Origin of the sequence: Escherichia marmotae (assembly GCF_002900365.1) — a bacterium.
GTDB classification, from domain to species: Bacteria; Pseudomonadota; Gammaproteobacteria; order Enterobacterales; family Enterobacteriaceae; genus Escherichia; species Escherichia marmotae.
In genome coordinates this window covers 1,035,980-1,051,522 of the sequence record NZ_CP025979.1, presented here as the reverse complement: position 1 = coordinate 1,051,522, position 15,543 = coordinate 1,035,980, and the positions used below count along the sequence as shown (strand labels likewise).

The following is a 15,543-nucleotide window of genomic DNA, read 5'->3' as shown; positions in this document are numbered from 1 at the left end:
TACGCGATTCTGCCTGACGCAGCAAGGTTAATGTGTCTCACCCAACGCGATTTTTAAGCGATTTATCCAACCACAAAACCCGCTCCATACCAGCAGATTGATAACCTGCGCTGATGATGTTTCATGTTCGAGTAACGGGCTAAACTGGGCGGCGCTAAAGCGATCGGGTGCTCGTGTCAGCCATTGTATCGCCTGAACCGTGGCACGCTCAACAAAATGGCAGTCAGCCCACTGGTTTATTTCGTTTTCGCCCTGACGCAGAATGGATATTGCTTCTTTATATTCAAATGTTGAATGTATGAGAGAGGTGAAACAGGCAGCACTGCCGTTAATTCGTGCGCTGAGTAAAGCAGCAAGTTGATGGCTGGATTTTGTTGCTACCAACGGGCTGGATAACAACGCCACAAAGAGTGAAAACGAGGCAGGATGCAGATTCAGGATTGCTGCCAGTTGGCGAAGTTCAGAGCCTGGCAACAGGAGAGCATTCGTCTCTTGCTCTCCAGAGAATTTTTCCCCTTCGTAGCAGGCACGCCATCCGGTTGATACTTCAGCAAAAAATGAGCTGTCAGCGTAGCTTTGCACGTCCAGACCGGGTAACCAGCGTACAGGTTGTCCAAGATAAGCCTGAAAAGTCGCAATTGCTCGCGCCTGAAAACCAACAAAACCAATAATTTGATTAATAATTACACAGTCCCAGGCGGTAAGCCCGACATCGTGAAGATGCTGGCGCGATCGGTTGTCGATAATCGATGGAGAGCCGGCCAGTTGACGGGCATATTGCGTGATTTGTGCCAGACGATGATTACTATCCCTGGAGGAGTCTGGTCCGGGAAGCGGTGTCAGACGCGCGGAATAGTAGTTGCATAAACGCTGGACGCCGCAGACCTGAGCAACGGTCAGAGCGGTCGACAGGCGTTCATAGGCGGTGAATGTCTGTAAACGGGTCACCGCAAGCTGATTGGGAAATAGCTCTACAGCAAGAGTACGCGCCGGGATCAGCCACGAATGAAAGGGATCAAGTGTTTCTTCGTCAAGGATCACGTCGAGCAGAAAAGGATCGGTAACCTGTGCAGCTTCCGGAACCAGAGGCAGAACGTCATGTTCTGCAGTGCTGGATTGCGTTTCGTGATACCAGTGGCTTTTGCCTGAACTGTGGCGTTGTTCCATGGGCGTTCCTTGGTCATAACGGAAATCGTTATCCTGACGCAAGGCGGAGAGGGGAGAAAGACGGATCGGTGATAACAAATATCAGAAAGGTATAACAGAGAAATGGGCGGCGTAACGCCGCCCATCATTACCCACAGAACGATTATTTCAGTTCCAGCTCGTTCATTGCAGCGATGCTGAAACCGCCGTCAACGTGAACCACTTCACCGGAGATACCGGCAGAGAGATCGGAACACAGGAACGCTGCGGAGTTACCCACATCCTCAATGGTAACCGTACGACGAATCGGAGTAACCGCTTCGCAGTGTGCCAGCATTTTACGGAAGTCTTTGATGCCAGAAGCGGCCAGAGTGCGGATCGGGCCAGCAGAGATGGCGTTAACACGCACACCTTCCGGACCCATCGCGTTAGCCATATAGCGCACGTTCGCTTCCAGAGACGCTTTCGCCAGACCCATAACGTTGTAGTTCGGGATAGCGCGCTCAGCGCCCAGATAGGAAAGAGTCAGCAGGGCAGAACCCGGATTCAGCATAGAACGGCAAGCTTTTGCCATTGCAACGAAGCTGTAAGAGCTGATGTCGTGGGCAATTTTGAAGCCTTCACGAGTCACGGCGTTAACATAGTCGCCATCCAGCTGATCGCCAGGTGCAAAACCAATAGAGTGTACGAAACCGTCAAATTTCGGCCAGACTTTACCCAGTTCTGCGAACATGGTGTCGATGCTGGCATCTTCGGCAACATCGCACTGCAGAACGATGCTGGAACCTAATTGAGCGGCAAATTCTTCTACGCGGCCTTTCAGTTTATCGTTCTGGTAGGTGAATGCCAGTTCAGCTCCTTCGCGGTGCATCGCCTGAGCGATACCGTAGGCGATGGACAGTTTACTGGCAACACCGGTTACCAGAATGCGCTTACCGGAAAGAAAACCCATAGCTTTAATCCTTATTGTTGATGCTTGTTGTGCCTGAAAATCAGGCGATTCGTCGTTTTAGTAAACAGTACGAACAGATAAACGGTTATTATAATCAACCTGGCTGTGGGTGGCTATAGTTGCGCTTTCTGTACGGGGGAGAAGCTACAGTACAGAACATTTTGTTCTATCTGATCCTGGCATCTTCAGGGGCAGGTTATGGGAATATCTCATAGAATCTGGCGACAACACGTCGCTGCCTTTCTCTGATGAACTGACATCAACGTAATATTTCAACCATCTTCACAGAATCTCCACAATCTCTTCATTATCAGAATATGCATCATGAATAAGATAAAAATACTTTCCATTACTTTGGAGAAACGTATAATTAGCCAAAATGAGAATGATCATTCTCGCTAAGTGGAAGGCCAGGAGACAGAAATGACGAGCAAGCTGGAGATACGTCACAAACAGCGCCAGGATGAAATCATCAACGCCGCCCGTCGGTGTTTTCATCGCTGCGGTTTTCATGCCGCCAGTATGTCGCAAATTGCCAGCGAAGCTCAGCTTAGCGTCGGGCAGATCTACCGTTACTTCGCCAATAAAGACGCCATTATTGAAGAGATGGTTCGCCGTATCATCGACTTTCGTATTGCTCAGATGGACATTGACGCGCGTACCGATCGCTTCCCGGAAGTCCTTGCCTTGCGGAAATCCTTAAATGAAGACGACGACGCGTTGATGCTGGAAGTGGCCGCAGAAGCAACACGCAACCCGCGGGTGATGGCAATGCTCGAGGAAGCTGACGCCAGAATGTTCGCTAACGGTTGTGCGCATATGAAAAGAATGCATCCCCATCTTAGCGATGAGCACATTCGTTGTTGCGTTGAGGTGCTCGCCACTATGATGGAAGGTACGGTTTATCGTCGTTTAACACCGCAAAAAAGCGATCCACAACGTCTGCAGGAAATATATCAGGATATTATTAGTATGTTGATAAATAAATAAGAACAGAATTAACCGATAGCGGGGGATATTAATCCCCCTTATTTCATTGCGAAATTTATTTCGCGATGCGGGTTCGTTATATCTGAATATCCCTGACATATCCTCATTAATTTTAATGAGGAGGGTATTGTTCACCCTGGAGAAAATAATGAAGTATATAGCAACGTCTGTAGTGGCAATGCTGCTCTTATCTGGTTGTGATAATACGCAAAATAACAATTCATCCCCGTCGGAAACAGAGGTGGGCGTTGTTACGCTCAAATCTCAACCGGTTTCTGTAGTCAGTGAATTAACCGGGCGCACCAGTGCGGCACTCAGTGCTGAAGTACGTCCGCAGGTTGGGGGAATTATCCAGAAACGCTTATTTAAAGAAGGTGATCTGGTTAAGGCCGGACAGCCGCTCTACCAGATTGATTCGGCCAGTTATCGGGCGGCATGGAATGAAGCCCATGCTGCGTTGCAACAGGCGCAGGCACTGGTAAAAGCCGATTGCCAGAAAGCGCAGCGTTATGCCCGACTGGTGAAAGATAGCGGCGTGTCACAACAGGATGCTGATGATGCTCAGTCTACCTGTGCACAAGATAAAGCCAGTGTAGAAGCGAAAAAAGCTGCGCTGGAAACCGCGCGCATTAATCTTGACTGGACCACGGTCACCGCGCCGATTTCCGGGCGCATAGGCATTTCGTCGGTGACGCCTGGCGCACTGGTGACCGCGTCGCAGGATACGGCGTTAACGACTATTCGTGGTCTGGAAACGATGTATGTTGATCTCACTCGCTCCAGTGTCGATTTACTGCGTCTGCGCAAACAGTCGCTGGCAACCAACAGCGATACCATGAGCGTCTCACTTATCCTGGAAGATGGTACAACGTATAGCGAAAAAGGTCGGCTGGAACTCACCGAAGTGGCCGTTGATGAATCTACCGGTTCGGTGACATTACGGGCGATTTTCCCTAATCCACAGCAGCAGTTGTTACCGGGTATGTTTGTTCGCGCTCGTGTCGATGAAGGCGTGATGGAAAACGCTATTCTCGCGCCGCAACAAGGTGTTACGCGTGATGCTAAAGGTAATGCTACCGCGCTGGTGGTGAATAAAGACAATAAAGTAGAGCAGCGCACGCTCGAAACGGGAGAAACCTACGGTGATAAATGGCTGGTGTTGAACGGCCTGCACAACGGTGACCGACTGATTGTCGAAGGTTCCGCCAAAGTAACTTCAGGGCAGACCGTCAAGGCCGTTGAGGTTCAGGCTAATGGAGGCAATGCCTGATGTTTTCGCGTTTTTTTGTTCGCAGACCCGTCTTTGCCTGGGTTATCGCCATTTTGATTATGTTGGCGGGGATTCTGGCCATTCGCACATTACCCGTCGCGCAATATCCTGATGTTGCGCCGCCGACCATCAGAATTTCAGCTACTTATACCGGTGCTTCTGCCGAAACGCTGGAAAACAGCGTAACTCAGGTTATCGAACAACAACTTACCGGGCTGGATAATTTGCTCTACTTCAGTTCCACCAGTAGTTCGGATGGCTCAGTCAGTATTAACGTGACGTTTGAACAAGGCACTGACCCTGATACCGCGCAGGTGCAGGTACAAAATAAAATACAGCAGGCGGAGTCACGTTTACCGAGCGAAGTACAGCAAACCGGTGTCACGGTGGAGAAATCACAAAGCAACTTTTTGCTGATTGCTGCCGTATATGACACTACCGACAAAGCGACCAGTTCCGATATTGCTGACTGGCTGGTGAGTAATCTTCAGGACCCGCTGGCGCGTGTTGAAGGCGTAGGGAGTCTGCAAGTTTTTGGGGCTGAATATGCGATGCGCATCTGGCTTGATCCAGCCAAACTGGCCTCATACTCGCTGATGCCATCCGATGTACAAAGTGCAATTGAAGCGCAAAACGTGCAAGTTACTGCCGGGAAAATCGGTGCTTTACCGTCATCGAACACGCAACAATTGACGGCAACAGTCCGTGCTCAGTCACGCCTGCAAACCGTTGAGCAATTTAAAAATATTATTGTTAAAAGCCAGTCAGACGGCGCGGTTGTTCGCATCAAGGATGTGGCTCGCGTTGAGATGGGTAGCGAAGATTATAACGCCATCAGTAAGTTGAACGGTCATCCGGCCGCAGGGGTAGCCGTGATGCTCTCACCGGGAGCGAATGCGTTAAATACGGCGACGCTGGTAAAGGATAAAATCGCAGAATTTCAGCGCAACATGCCACAGGGATACGGCATCGCTTACCCAAAAGACAGCACTGAATTTATTAAAATCTCCGTAGAGGACGTAATTCAGACGCTGTTTGAAGCCATCGTACTGGTGGTTTGTGTGATGTATTTATTCCTGCAAAACCTGCGCGCTACGCTGATCCCGGCGTTAGCCGTGCCGGTCGTCTTGCTGGGGACGTTTGGCGTTCTTGCGTTGTTTGGCTATTCGATTAATACCCTGACGTTATTTGCAATGGTACTGGCGATCGGCCTGTTGGTGGACGATGCCATTGTGGTGGTGGAGAACGTCGAACGTATTATGCGTGACGAAGGACTGCCTGCGCGTGAAGCAACGGAAAAATCAATGGGCGAAATTTCTGGCGCTCTGGTTGCTATTGCTCTGGTACTGTCTGCCGTATTTCTGCCAATGGCGTTCTTTGGGGGATCTACGGGGGTAATTTATCGTCAGTTTTCGATAACCATTATTTCCGCCATGCTGCTTTCCGTGGTGGTCGCATTAACGCTGACTCCTGCGCTTTGTGGTTCTGTCCTCCATCATGTTCCACCGCATAAAAAAGGTTTTTTCGGCGCATTCAACCGCTTTTACCGTCGTACTGAAGAAAAGTACCAGCATGGCGTCCTTTATGTTTTGCGTCGTGCGGTGCGGGCTATGGGTGTCTATGTCGTGCTGGGCGGTGGAATGGCTCTGATGATGTGGAAACTGCCGGGCAGTTTCTTACCCACTGAAGACCAGGGCGAAATCATGGTGCAGTACACGCTGCCAGCCGGAGCGACCGCAGCTCGTACAGCAGAAGTAAACCGCCAGATTGTTGACTGGTTCCTGGTAAACGAAAAAGCAAACACTGATGTCATTTTTACCGTTGATGGTTTTAGTTTTAGTGGTAGCGGGCAGAACACCGGGATGGCGTTTGTCTCGTTGAAAAACTGGTCACAACGTAAGGGTGCAGAAAATACCGCCCAGGCCATTGCCTTACGGGCAACCAAAGAGTTGGGGGCAATTCGTGATGCTACGGTATTTGCCATGACTCCACCTGCGGTTGATGGTCTGGGGCATAGCAATGGCTTTACGTTTGAATTAATGGCAAGTGGTGCTACTGACCGTGAAACCTTACTTCAAATGCGTAACAAGTTGATTGAACAGGCTAATCAAAGCCCTGAGCTGATTTCTGTACGTGCCAATGACCTGCCGCAAATGCCGCAATTGCAGGTAGATATTGATAACAATAAAGCTGTATCGCTGGGTTTGAGTTTAAGTGATGTCACCGATACGCTGGCCAGCGCGTGGGGCGGTACTTATGTGAATGACTTTATTGACCGTGGCCGTGTGAAAAAAGTCTACATTCAGGGCGACAGTGAGTTTCGTTCTGCGCCGTCAGACTTAGGGAAATGGTTTGTGCGCGGTAGCGATAACGCCATGACGCCATTCTCTGCTTTTGCTACTACGCGCTGGATCTATGGCCCGGAAAAACTGGTGCGTTACAACGGCTCCGCGGCTTATGAAATTCAGGGGGAAAACGCGAGTGGTTTTAGTTCTGGCGACGCGATGGCAAAAATGGAAGCTCTGGCAAACAACCTTCCGGCAGGGACAACCTGGGCCTGGAGTGGCTTGTCATTGCAGGAGAAACTGGCCAGCGGTCAGGCACTGAGTCTGTATGCGGTCTCTATTCTGGTGGTTTTCCTCTGCCTTGCAGCACTGTACGAAAGTTGGTCAGTTCCGTTCTCGGTCATTCTGGTGATCCCGCTGGGGCTGCTCGGTGCGGCGCTGGCGGCCTGGATGCGTGATTTAAACAACGACGTTTACTTCCAGGTGGCGCTATTAACCACTATCGGTTTGTCGTCGAAAAACGCCATTCTGATTGTGGAATTTGCCGAAGCGGCGGTTGCTGAGGGCTATTCCCTGAGTCGTGCGGCATTACGCGCGGCGCAGACCCGTTTACGTCCAATCATCATGACCTCGCTGGCGTTTATTGCGGGGGTTATGCCGCTGGCGATGGCGACCGGTGCAGGTGCGAACAGCCGCATCGCCATTGGTACGGGCATTATTGGCGGTACGCTGACCGCTACATTACTGGCCATCTTCTTCGTTCCTCTGTTTTTTGTGCTGGTTAAACGTTTGTTTGCCGGTAAACCGCGCCGTCAGGAGTAAGTTATGTTGCGTCGTTCTCTAATTTTTCTGGTGCTGTTGAGTGCGGGATGTGTCTCGCTCGATCCCCACTACAGCACGCCCGAATCCCCAATCCCGGCGAGCTTGCCGGGAGCACAGGGGCAGGGGAAGGCAATCAGCCATGACTGGCAACAGGTGATCCACGATCCCCGATTGCAGCAAGTGGTGACCATTGCACTGAACAGTAACCGCGATGTGCAAAAAGCGATTGCTGATATTGACTCAGCGCGGGCGCTCTATGGGCAAACTAATGCGTCGTTATTCCCGACGGTGAATGCAACCTTAAGTTCGACCCGCAGTCGTTCGCTGGCGAATGGCACGGGGACCACTGCTGAGGCTGACGGTACGGTGTCCAGTTTTACGTTAGATCTGTTTGGTCGTAATCAGAGCTTGTCACGGGCGGCGCGAGAAACCTGGCTTGCCAGTGAATTTACAGCCCAGAACACCCGTTTAACGCTGATTGCCGAAATCAGCACCGCCTGGCTGACCCTGGCGGCCGATAACAGCAACCTAGCTCTGGCAAAAGAAACGATGGCCAGCGCAGAGAACTCATTGAAAATTATCCAGCGCCAGCAGCAGGTTGGCACGGCGGCAGCGACAGATGTCAGCGAGGCGATGAGTATCTATCAGCAGGCGCGCGCCAGCGTTGCCAGCTATCAGACGCAAGTGATGCAGGATAAAAATGCCCTGAACTTACTGGCGGGTACAACACTTACGGAAAATCTGCTACCGGGAACACTGGAAAGCCTGCCGGAGCAGATGATAAGCCTGGTTCCTGCGGGAGTGTCATCTGACGTTTTGCTGCGTCGCCCGGATATCCAGGAAGCGGAACATAATCTGAAGAGCGCCAATGCTGATATTGGTGCCGCGCGGGCTAACTTTTTCCCGACGATTTCGCTGACTGCAAGTGCTGGCGTCGGCAGCGACGCATTATCGTCGCTGTTCAGCCACGGAATGCAGGTCTGGTCATTTGCGCCCTCGGTAACATTACCGCTGTTCACCGGCGGTAGTAATCTGGCGCAGCTTCGTTACGCAGAAGCACAAAAGCGCGGGCTTATTGCCACCTATGAGAAAACCGTTCAGAGCGCTTTCAAAGATGTTGCTGACGCGCTGGCTCGTAGAGCAACAGTTGAAGAACAACTGGATGCACAGCGTCAGTATGTTAAAGCTGAACAACAAACGGTCGATATTGGCCTGCGCCGCTATCAGGCCGGTGTCGGTGATTACCTGACCGTGTTGACGGCACAACGCACTTTGTGGAGCGCACAGCAGGCGTTACTGGCATTGCAACTGACTGATTTCACAAACCGGGTAACACTCTGGCAGTCGCTGGGCGGCGGCATGTCATCACTTAAGTAAGGAATAGTATGGCTAGAGTCTCTCTTTCATGGGCATTGATTCTTGGTCTTTTAGCCGGTATCGGCCCGATGTGTACTGACCTTTATTTACCCGCATTACCTGAGATGTCGGAGCAACTGGCGACAACTACGACCATAACGCAATTGACGTTGACCGCGTCACTAATCGGTCTTGGCGTAGGGCAACTGTTATTTGGCCCTCTGAGCGACAAAATAGGGCGTAAACGCCCGTTAATCTTGTCGTTACTATTGTTTATTGTCTCCTCCATTTTGTGCGCGACAACTAACAATATTTACTGGCTGGTGGTCTGGCGTTTTATTCAGGGGATCGCGGGGGCAGGTGGTTCGGTGCTCTCTCGTTCTATTGCTCGTGACAAATATCAGGGGGTAACGCTGACCCAGTTCTTTGCTCTGTTAATGACGGTGAATGGCCTGGCTCCGGTATTGTCGCCAGTGCTGGGAGGTTACATTGTCAGCACCTTTGACTGGCGCACTTTATTCTGGGTAATGGCTGAAATTAGCACCGTACTGTTGCTGGGCTGCCTGTTATTTATCCATGAGACATTGCCAGAAAATAAAAGGGGCTCATCATTACTATTAACCGGACGAAGCGTGGTGCAGAACCGCCGTTTCATGCGTTTTTGCCTGATTCAAAGTTTTATGCTGGCTGGCTTGTTTGCGTACATCGGTTCTTCGTCTTTCGTATTACAGAAAGAATTTGGCTTTAGCCCAATGCAATTCAGCCTGGTGTTTGGCCTTAACGGCATCGGGCTTATCATCGCTTCATGGATCTTCTCACGACTGGCCCGACGACTTAACCCGATGAAATTGTTGAGAGTCGGCCTGGTAGCGGCGATTCTGTGTGCATTGCTCACTGTCTTATGTGCATGGTTGCAGTTACCCATTCCGGCACTGGTGGCATTATTTTTCACCATCGCATTTTGTAGCGGCATAGGCACTGTTGGTGGGGCTGAGGCAATGAGTGCTGTAGGGACGCAAGAATCAGGAACGGCATCTGCGCTGATGGGGATGAGTATGTTTGTCTTTGGCGGTATAGCTGCGCCGTTATCGGGAGTAGGTGGGGAAACTCTGTTAAAAATGAGTCTGGCGATTACGGTGTGTTACACGTTGGCATTGCTGGTTGCTCTCACCAGAATCGACAGTCAGAAGTAATGGATTAATGAATGCCTCATTCTGACGGGGATTTCCCCCTGTCAGAATGAGGCGCCGAAGATTAACGATCTTTGCGCCACGCATCTGCCGTCAACGCTTCGCCAAAGTGCCCGGAAATGAGCCGCTTGGTGAGTTCATGTAGCGGCGATGCCAGCACGTCAGCCGTACTGCCGCGCTCGACCACTTCGCCCTGATGCATGACCAGAACCTGGTCGCTGATATGCTTCATCATCCCGATGTGTTGGGTAACATAAATATAAGAAATGCCCTGTTTTTCTTGTAACTCCAGCATCAGGTTAATCAACTGCGAACGCATCGACATATCCAGCGAGGCGAGAGCTTCATCCGCGATAATGACTTTAGGGCGCAATATTAGTGCGCGAGCCAGACCCAGACGCTGTTTTTGCCCTGGTGCCAACATATGCGGATAGTAACTGACGTGATCCGGCAGCAGTCCGACCATACGCATCGTTTCAATAATCTGTTTGCGCCGCTGCTCAGGCTCGAGGTCAGTGTTCAGGCGCAGCGGAAAATCCAGGATCTGCGAGATACGCTGACGTGGATTCAACGAGGTCGACGGGTCCTGAAAGATCATGCGAATCCGCTGGCTGCGGAAAGAGTAATCGCCAAAATGCAGCGGATGATCGTCAATCAATAACTCACCGCTGGTTGGCTCAATCATTCCCGCCAGCATTTTCGCCAGCGTCGATTTTCCGGAACCGTTCTCGCCAATAATCGCCAGCGTCTGGCGTTCACGCAGCGTAAAGCTCAAGGGTTTTACGGCTTCTACGGTCTGACGACGAAACCAGCCGGTTCGGTAGCGGAACGTTTTGCTTAAATTACGCACTTCGAGCAGGGTTTCTATCATCTCACTCTTTCTCCATGTTCAGCGGGAAATGACAGGCATAGAGATGATTTTTCGCCCCCGTCAAACGCGGCGTCACAATACATTCTCGTTGTGCATACGGGCAACGTGGTCCCAGACGACAGCCAATCGGTAATTGTTCCAGCAGAGGGATGGCACCGGGCAGCGTATTGAGGCGACTTTTATGCGGCATCGCGCTGCCGAAGTCCGGTATCGCGCGGATCAACGCCTGGGTATAAGGATGATGCGGCATCGTCACCAGCTCCTTACTTGGCGCGGATTCCACCGTTTGGCCACAGTAAAGCACGTTAATTTTATCCGCCCATTGGCTAAGCATTTGTAAGTCATGGCTGATAAGCAAAATGGTGGTGTTACTGTTCTGATTCAGACGCGTCAGCAGGCGAAAAATTTGCGCCTGGGTGGTTGGCTCCATCGAGTTTGTCGGTTCGTCAGCTATCAGCAGACGTGGTTGATTTGCCAGCGCGATGGCAATCATCACTTTCTGGCATTCACCTTCGGTTAACTCATACGGAAAGCTGCGCATCGCATCTTTGTGATCTTTAATCCCCACACGGTGCAGCAGCTCAATGGCACGGCGTTTGCGCCAGCCAAAACGCTGCCACCAACGCCCTTTGTAGGTCCAGGCCGGGATATTTTGCATCAACTGACGACCCACACGTTCAGAAGGGTCGAGACACGATTGCGGTTCCTGAAAGATCATCGATACATTGTGCCCAACCAGCTTGCGCCGTTCGCGCGCGGAGAGACGCAACAGATCGATATCATCAAAACGCATACGGTCAGCGGTAACACGCCAGTTATCTTTATTAACGCCACAAATCGCTTTCGCAATCAAACTTTTGCCGGAGCCAGACTCGCCAACAAGGCCACGGATTTCACCTTCGGTTAAGGTCATACTCACGCGGTCAACGGCTTTAACCCACTCATCACCGGTTTTAAATTCAATGGTCAGGTTACGAATATCCAGTAACGGCATTATTCCACCCCCGCAATAATCGCACGACGTACACCATCGCCAAGGAGGTTAACCAACAACACGCTGATCATAATTGCCGCTCCAGGCAGCATCACGGTCCACGGGGCGACATAAATCAGCTCCAGTGCATCGCCAAGCATCGCTCCCCATTCAGGCGAGGGGAGTTGCGCGCCGAGATCGAGAAAGCCCAGCGCGGCGATATCAAGAATTGCCATCGACAGTGCGCGGGTGATCTCTGTGACCAGTCCGGCGGTAATGTTCGGCAACACGGCAAACCAGAGAATATTCAGCGTCGTTGCGCCATCCAGACGGGCAGCAATAACGTACTCTTTTTCCAGCTCATCATGCACCATGCTGTAGACCGAACGCACCATACGCGGCAGTAACGCCAGCCAGACGGCAAACATTGCGTGCGACAAACTCGGCCCGGCAAACGCGACGACGATAATCGCCAGCAGCAGGGACGGGATCGCCAGTAAAGTATCCAGAATATGGTTAAGCACCGCTGACCGTAAACCATGCGTAGCACCGGCGAAGGTGCCGAGCACAAGACCACAGATTGTCGCGGCAAGCGTCACCACAAATGCGCCGCCGACGGTAGGCGCAGCACCGCTCAGTAAACGGCTTAAAACATCGCGACCAAGGTCATCGGTGCCGAGGAAAAAAGAGACTTCTCCGTAGCGCGACCATGACGGCGGCAACAATTGATAACCGAGAAATTGCTGGTCGATGTCGTAAGGCGCAAACCAGCCGCCAAAAATACACAACACAGCCAGCCCCGCGCAGCCGTACAGGCCGACCATTGCAGCGGCATCACCATAGAATTTGCGCCAGGCGGTACGCAGCGTGCCGGGCGGGCGCTTCTCGCTGTATACGCTATCGTAAGGCATACCATTCCTTATGTTTCAGAGGGTTAGCCATGGCACCCAAAATATCAGAAATCACGTTAACAATAATGACCAGTGAACCGCAGACCATCACTCCGGCGGAAATGGCTGCGTAATCCTGCTGGCGGATGGCGTTAATTAACCAGCGGCCAAGTCCAGGCCAGCTAAAGACCATTTCGGTGATCATCGCCAGTGTCAGCATGGTGGAGAACTGTAATCCCAGGCGAGGGATGACAGGAGGTAACGCGTTATGTAACACGTGGCGACGCAAAATAGTAAAGCGCGACAAACCGCGGGTTGCCGCTGCTTTCACATAGTTCTGGTCATACACTTCGATGGTGCTGATACGCATCAGACGGATCACTTCGGTAGTCGGTGCAACCGACAGGGTGATGACTGGCAATACCATATGACGCATTGCGCTCATGATCATTTCATCCCGCCACGGTGAGTCCGAAAGCCAGGCATCAATCAACGCAAAACCGGTAATCGGTTTCACTTCGTAGAGCAGATCGAAACGCCCTGAAACGGGCAGCCAGCCTAATGTAAGCGAACAAAACAGCGTCAACAGAAGTGCCAGCCAGAAAACAGGGATTGAAAAGCCCAATAACGCGATGGCGTTGATCAAATTATCCTGCCACTTATGGCGTGTAATTCCGGCAATCATCCCCACGGGGATCCCAACAATCAGCGCAAAACCGAAGGCGAGAATGCACAGCTCCATCGTCGCCGGGAAGACCTCTTTTAACTGCTCGGCAATCGGCTGACCGTTAATGCTGGAAACGCCAAAATCCCAGTGGATCAGGCCGTTAAACCAGAACACCCATGCATTCCACAGCGACGCGCCTTGTAACGGCGCATGTGGCGTGAAATAGCTCAAACTGAAGCCAACAAAGGTCAGCAGGAACAAGGTCACGATCAATAACAAAATGCGGCGTAAGGTGAAGATAATCATGGTTTTTTCACCTCATTTTGCTTTTCGCGGTACACCCCTGCGAAGGAGGCGTTACCAAACGGGCTAAGAACCAGCCCTTTGATATCGTAACGGTAGGCCTGCAAGCGCAGTGACGAGGCCAGCGGCAGAATGGGCAACTCCTGCGCCAGAATACTTTGCGCTTCGTCATAGGCTTCAATACGCGCAGCCAGTTGCTGCGAGGAGAGCGCCTTACGCAATACGCTGTCAAATTTCGGATCGCACCAGTGGGCAAGGTTGGTCTGGGAGTGAATGGCCGCACAGCTTAGTAACGGACGGAAGAAACTGTCCGGATCATTACTGTCCGTCGCCCAACCGGATAACGTCAGATCATGGCTCATATCCATCAATCGCGCCTCCTGAAAACGACCTTCTACCGGTACAATCACCACTTTCACGCCGACCTGCGCCATATCCGCCTGAATGAGTTCGGCGGTCTTCAGCGGGCTGGGGTTCCACGCCTGTGAGCGCGTCGGCACCCACAGTTTCAGCGTTAAGTTTTCCAGCCCCAACGCCTTCAACTGTTCGCGTGATTTCGCTGGATTGTATTCGGTAATTTTAGCCTCGTTGTCATAAGCCCACGAGGCGCGCGGTAAAATTGAGGCCGCAGTTTCAGCCGTACCGTAATAGATAGATTGCATCAGGCGCTGGTTATTGATCGACAACGCCAGCGCGTGGCGGACTGCTGGATTATTTAGCGGCGGTTTGGCGGTGTTAAACGCCAGATAGGCAACGTTCATCCCCGGACGCAGCGTTAAACGCAAACGCGGGTCATCGCGCAAAATAGATAGCTGACTGGCAGCGGGCCAGGCCAGAACGTCACATTCACCGGTCAAGAGTTTCGACAGCCGTCCGGTGCCGCCAGAGCCTAAATCCACCACCACCTGCGGCATCAACGGCTTGCCTCGCCAGAATTCATCATGACGTTGTAAGCGAATATATTGCCCCGTGCGATTTTCCGACAGTTTATACGGTCCGGTGCCGACGGGCTGGCGGTCGAGTTGCTCCTGGCGATCTTCTTGCTCTAACTTCTGGGCGTATTCGGCAGACATTACCGACGCATAGTGGGTTGCCAGGTGCCATAAAAAGGAGGCGTCAGGCTGGGACAGACGGAACTCAACGGTGTGATTATCCAGCTTGCGGACGCTTTTAACGTTGTCGGCAAATTGCAGACTGTCGAAATAGGGGAAGTTGCTACCGTTGACGTTATGCCACGGGTTGCTGCGGTCAAAAATTCGCTGGAAGGTAAACACCACATCATCGGCATTCATTTTGCGTGTGGGAGTAAACCAGGCCGTTTTTTGAAACGGGACATCGCGGCGCAGGTGGAAGCGATAGGTCGCGCCGTTGTCGAGCACTTCCCAGCTTTCGGCAAGTTCCGGCATCAGACGATAGGTATAAGGATCGACATCCAGCAGTCGATCATAAAACTGGGCGGCAAGGGTATCGACAATTAACCCACTGCTCGCTTTGGATGGGTTAAAGGTGTTGACTTGTCCGCTGACGCAATAGACAAAACCGCTGTCGCGGATATCAGCGTGCGGGGCGGGTTCAGGCGCGGCTATTGCCTGACCACTCACAAGTCCAGCAATCACCAAAAGAGACGATAATACCTGGCGCATAATATTAAGGGATTTTATGTAAAGAGGCTATCTTACTAATATTTAATGACATTTGCCATTACCGTTTGTGTTCAGGGGTCGTAATGAGGGCCGTGTGGTTGGTCGTTGAACAGGTGGCGTCGCCATCTGTTCAACATTCGTACCCGTGATTTCTTTATAACTATAACTCACAGAACAACTTAGCG

Annotated in this window: 12 protein-coding genes; 5 read left to right on the top strand and 7 right to left on the bottom strand. The window is 51.7% G+C overall.

Going from position 1 to position 15,543, the window contains the following annotated elements; translation table 11 throughout:
- Positions 1–27 precede the first annotated feature (27 nt).
- Both C1192_RS05615 and fabI read right to left on the bottom strand, forming a co-directional pair.
- The gene (locus tag C1192_RS05615) at positions 28–1,167 is read right to left on the bottom strand and encodes a CMD domain-containing protein (protein ID WP_038354522.1); all 1,140 of its coding nucleotides are present in this window, start codon (positions 1,165–1,167) and stop codon (positions 28–30) included.
- A 142-nt stretch (positions 1,168–1,309) separates the two neighbouring features.
- Positions 1,310–2,098 carry an enoyl-ACP reductase FabI gene (gene fabI / locus C1192_RS05610; RefSeq protein ID WP_000506507.1) on the bottom strand — a complete coding sequence of 263 codons (789 nt, stop codon included), beginning with the start codon at positions 2,096–2,098 and terminating at the stop codon, positions 1,310–1,312.
- A gap of 423 nt (positions 2,099–2,521) precedes the next feature.
- On the opposite strand from fabI, the gene C1192_RS05605 reads away from it, so the two are divergent.
- From C1192_RS05605 to C1192_RS05585, 5 genes are all read left to right on the top strand, one after another.
- Positions 2,522–3,088, top strand: a complete 567-nt coding sequence (locus C1192_RS05605; RefSeq protein ID WP_000202112.1) for a TetR/AcrR family transcriptional regulator — start codon at positions 2,522–2,524, stop codon at positions 3,086–3,088.
- 148 nt (positions 3,089–3,236) lie between these two features.
- The gene (locus C1192_RS05600) at positions 3,237–4,358 is read left to right on the top strand and encodes an efflux RND transporter periplasmic adaptor subunit (protein WP_038354521.1); all 1,122 of its coding nucleotides are present in this window, start codon (positions 3,237–3,239) and stop codon (positions 4,356–4,358) included.
- Positions 4,358–7,465: an efflux RND transporter permease subunit gene (locus tag C1192_RS05595; RefSeq protein WP_038354520.1), complete on the top strand. Its 3,108-nt coding sequence runs from the start codon at positions 4,358–4,360 to the stop codon at positions 7,463–7,465. The genes C1192_RS05600 and C1192_RS05595 overlap by 1 nt, the downstream gene beginning before the upstream one ends.
- A 3-nt stretch (positions 7,466–7,468) precedes the next feature.
- Positions 7,469–8,842, top strand: a complete 1,374-nt coding sequence (locus C1192_RS05590; protein ID WP_000946209.1) for an efflux transporter outer membrane subunit — start codon at positions 7,469–7,471, stop codon at positions 8,840–8,842.
- A gap of 8 nt (positions 8,843–8,850) precedes the next feature.
- A complete protein-coding gene (locus tag C1192_RS05585; protein ID WP_016248748.1) occupies positions 8,851–10,014 on the top strand; it encodes a multidrug effflux MFS transporter in 1,164 nt (387 codons plus the stop codon).
- A 61-nt stretch (positions 10,015–10,075) separates the two neighbouring features.
- Here the strand turns inward: C1192_RS05585 and sapF are convergent, their stop codons facing one another.
- The 5 genes from sapF to sapA are packed head-to-tail and all read right to left on the bottom strand — an operon-like array spanning position 10,076 to position 15,358.
- On the bottom strand, positions 10,076–10,882 hold the full coding sequence (gene sapF / locus C1192_RS05580; protein WP_000573415.1) for a peptide ABC transporter ATP-binding protein SapF: 807 nt from the start codon (positions 10,880–10,882) through the stop codon (positions 10,076–10,078).
- A 1-nt stretch (position 10,883) separates the two neighbouring features.
- Entirely contained in the window at positions 10,884–11,876 is a 993-nt protein-coding gene (sapD, locus tag C1192_RS05575) for a peptide ABC transporter ATP-binding protein SapD (RefSeq protein WP_001128856.1), read from the bottom strand.
- On the bottom strand, positions 11,876–12,766 hold the full coding sequence (gene sapC, locus C1192_RS05570) for a peptide ABC transporter permease SapC (RefSeq protein ID WP_001146144.1): 891 nt from the start codon (positions 12,764–12,766) through the stop codon (positions 11,876–11,878). The genes sapD and sapC overlap by 1 nt, the downstream gene beginning before the upstream one ends.
- A complete protein-coding gene (sapB, locus tag C1192_RS05565) occupies positions 12,753–13,718 on the bottom strand; it encodes a putrescine export ABC transporter permease SapB (protein WP_000583280.1) in 966 nt (321 codons plus the stop codon). Before sapB ends, sapC begins: the two co-directional genes overlap by 14 nt.
- Positions 13,715–15,358 carry an ABC transporter substrate-binding protein SapA gene (gene sapA / locus C1192_RS05560; protein ID WP_001250188.1) on the bottom strand — a complete coding sequence of 548 codons (1,644 nt, stop codon included), beginning with the start codon at positions 15,356–15,358 and terminating at the stop codon, positions 13,715–13,717. Before sapA ends, sapB begins: the two co-directional genes overlap by 4 nt.
- Positions 15,359–15,543 lie beyond the last annotated feature (185 nt).

Coding starts and splice junctions, on each gene's coding strand:
- C1192_RS05615 (WP_038354522.1), bottom strand. CDS start 1,167: ATGGAACAACGCCACAGTTCAGGCAAAAGCCACTGGTATCACGAAACG.
- fabI (WP_000506507.1), bottom strand. CDS start 2,098: ATGGGTTTTCTTTCCGGTAAGCGCATTCTGGTAACCGGTGTTGCCAGT.
- C1192_RS05605 (WP_000202112.1), top strand. CDS start 2,522: ATGACGAGCAAGCTGGAGATACGTCACAAACAGCGCCAGGATGAAATC.
- C1192_RS05600 (WP_038354521.1), top strand. CDS start 3,237: ATGAAGTATATAGCAACGTCTGTAGTGGCAATGCTGCTCTTATCTGGT.
- C1192_RS05595 (WP_038354520.1), top strand. CDS start 4,358: ATGTTTTCGCGTTTTTTTGTTCGCAGACCCGTCTTTGCCTGGGTTATC.
- C1192_RS05590 (WP_000946209.1), top strand. CDS start 7,469: ATGTTGCGTCGTTCTCTAATTTTTCTGGTGCTGTTGAGTGCGGGATGT.
- C1192_RS05585 (WP_016248748.1), top strand. CDS start 8,851: ATGGCTAGAGTCTCTCTTTCATGGGCATTGATTCTTGGTCTTTTAGCC.
- sapF (WP_000573415.1), bottom strand. CDS start 10,882: ATGATAGAAACCCTGCTCGAAGTGCGTAATTTAAGCAAAACGTTCCGC.
- sapD (WP_001128856.1), bottom strand. CDS start 11,876: ATGCCGTTACTGGATATTCGTAACCTGACCATTGAATTTAAAACCGGT.
- sapC (WP_001146144.1), bottom strand. CDS start 12,766: ATGCCTTACGATAGCGTATACAGCGAGAAGCGCCCGCCCGGCACGCTG.
- sapB (WP_000583280.1), bottom strand. CDS start 13,718: ATGATTATCTTCACCTTACGCCGCATTTTGTTATTGATCGTGACCTTG.
- sapA (WP_001250188.1), bottom strand. CDS start 15,358: ATGCGCCAGGTATTATCGTCTCTTTTGGTGATTGCTGGACTTGTGAGT.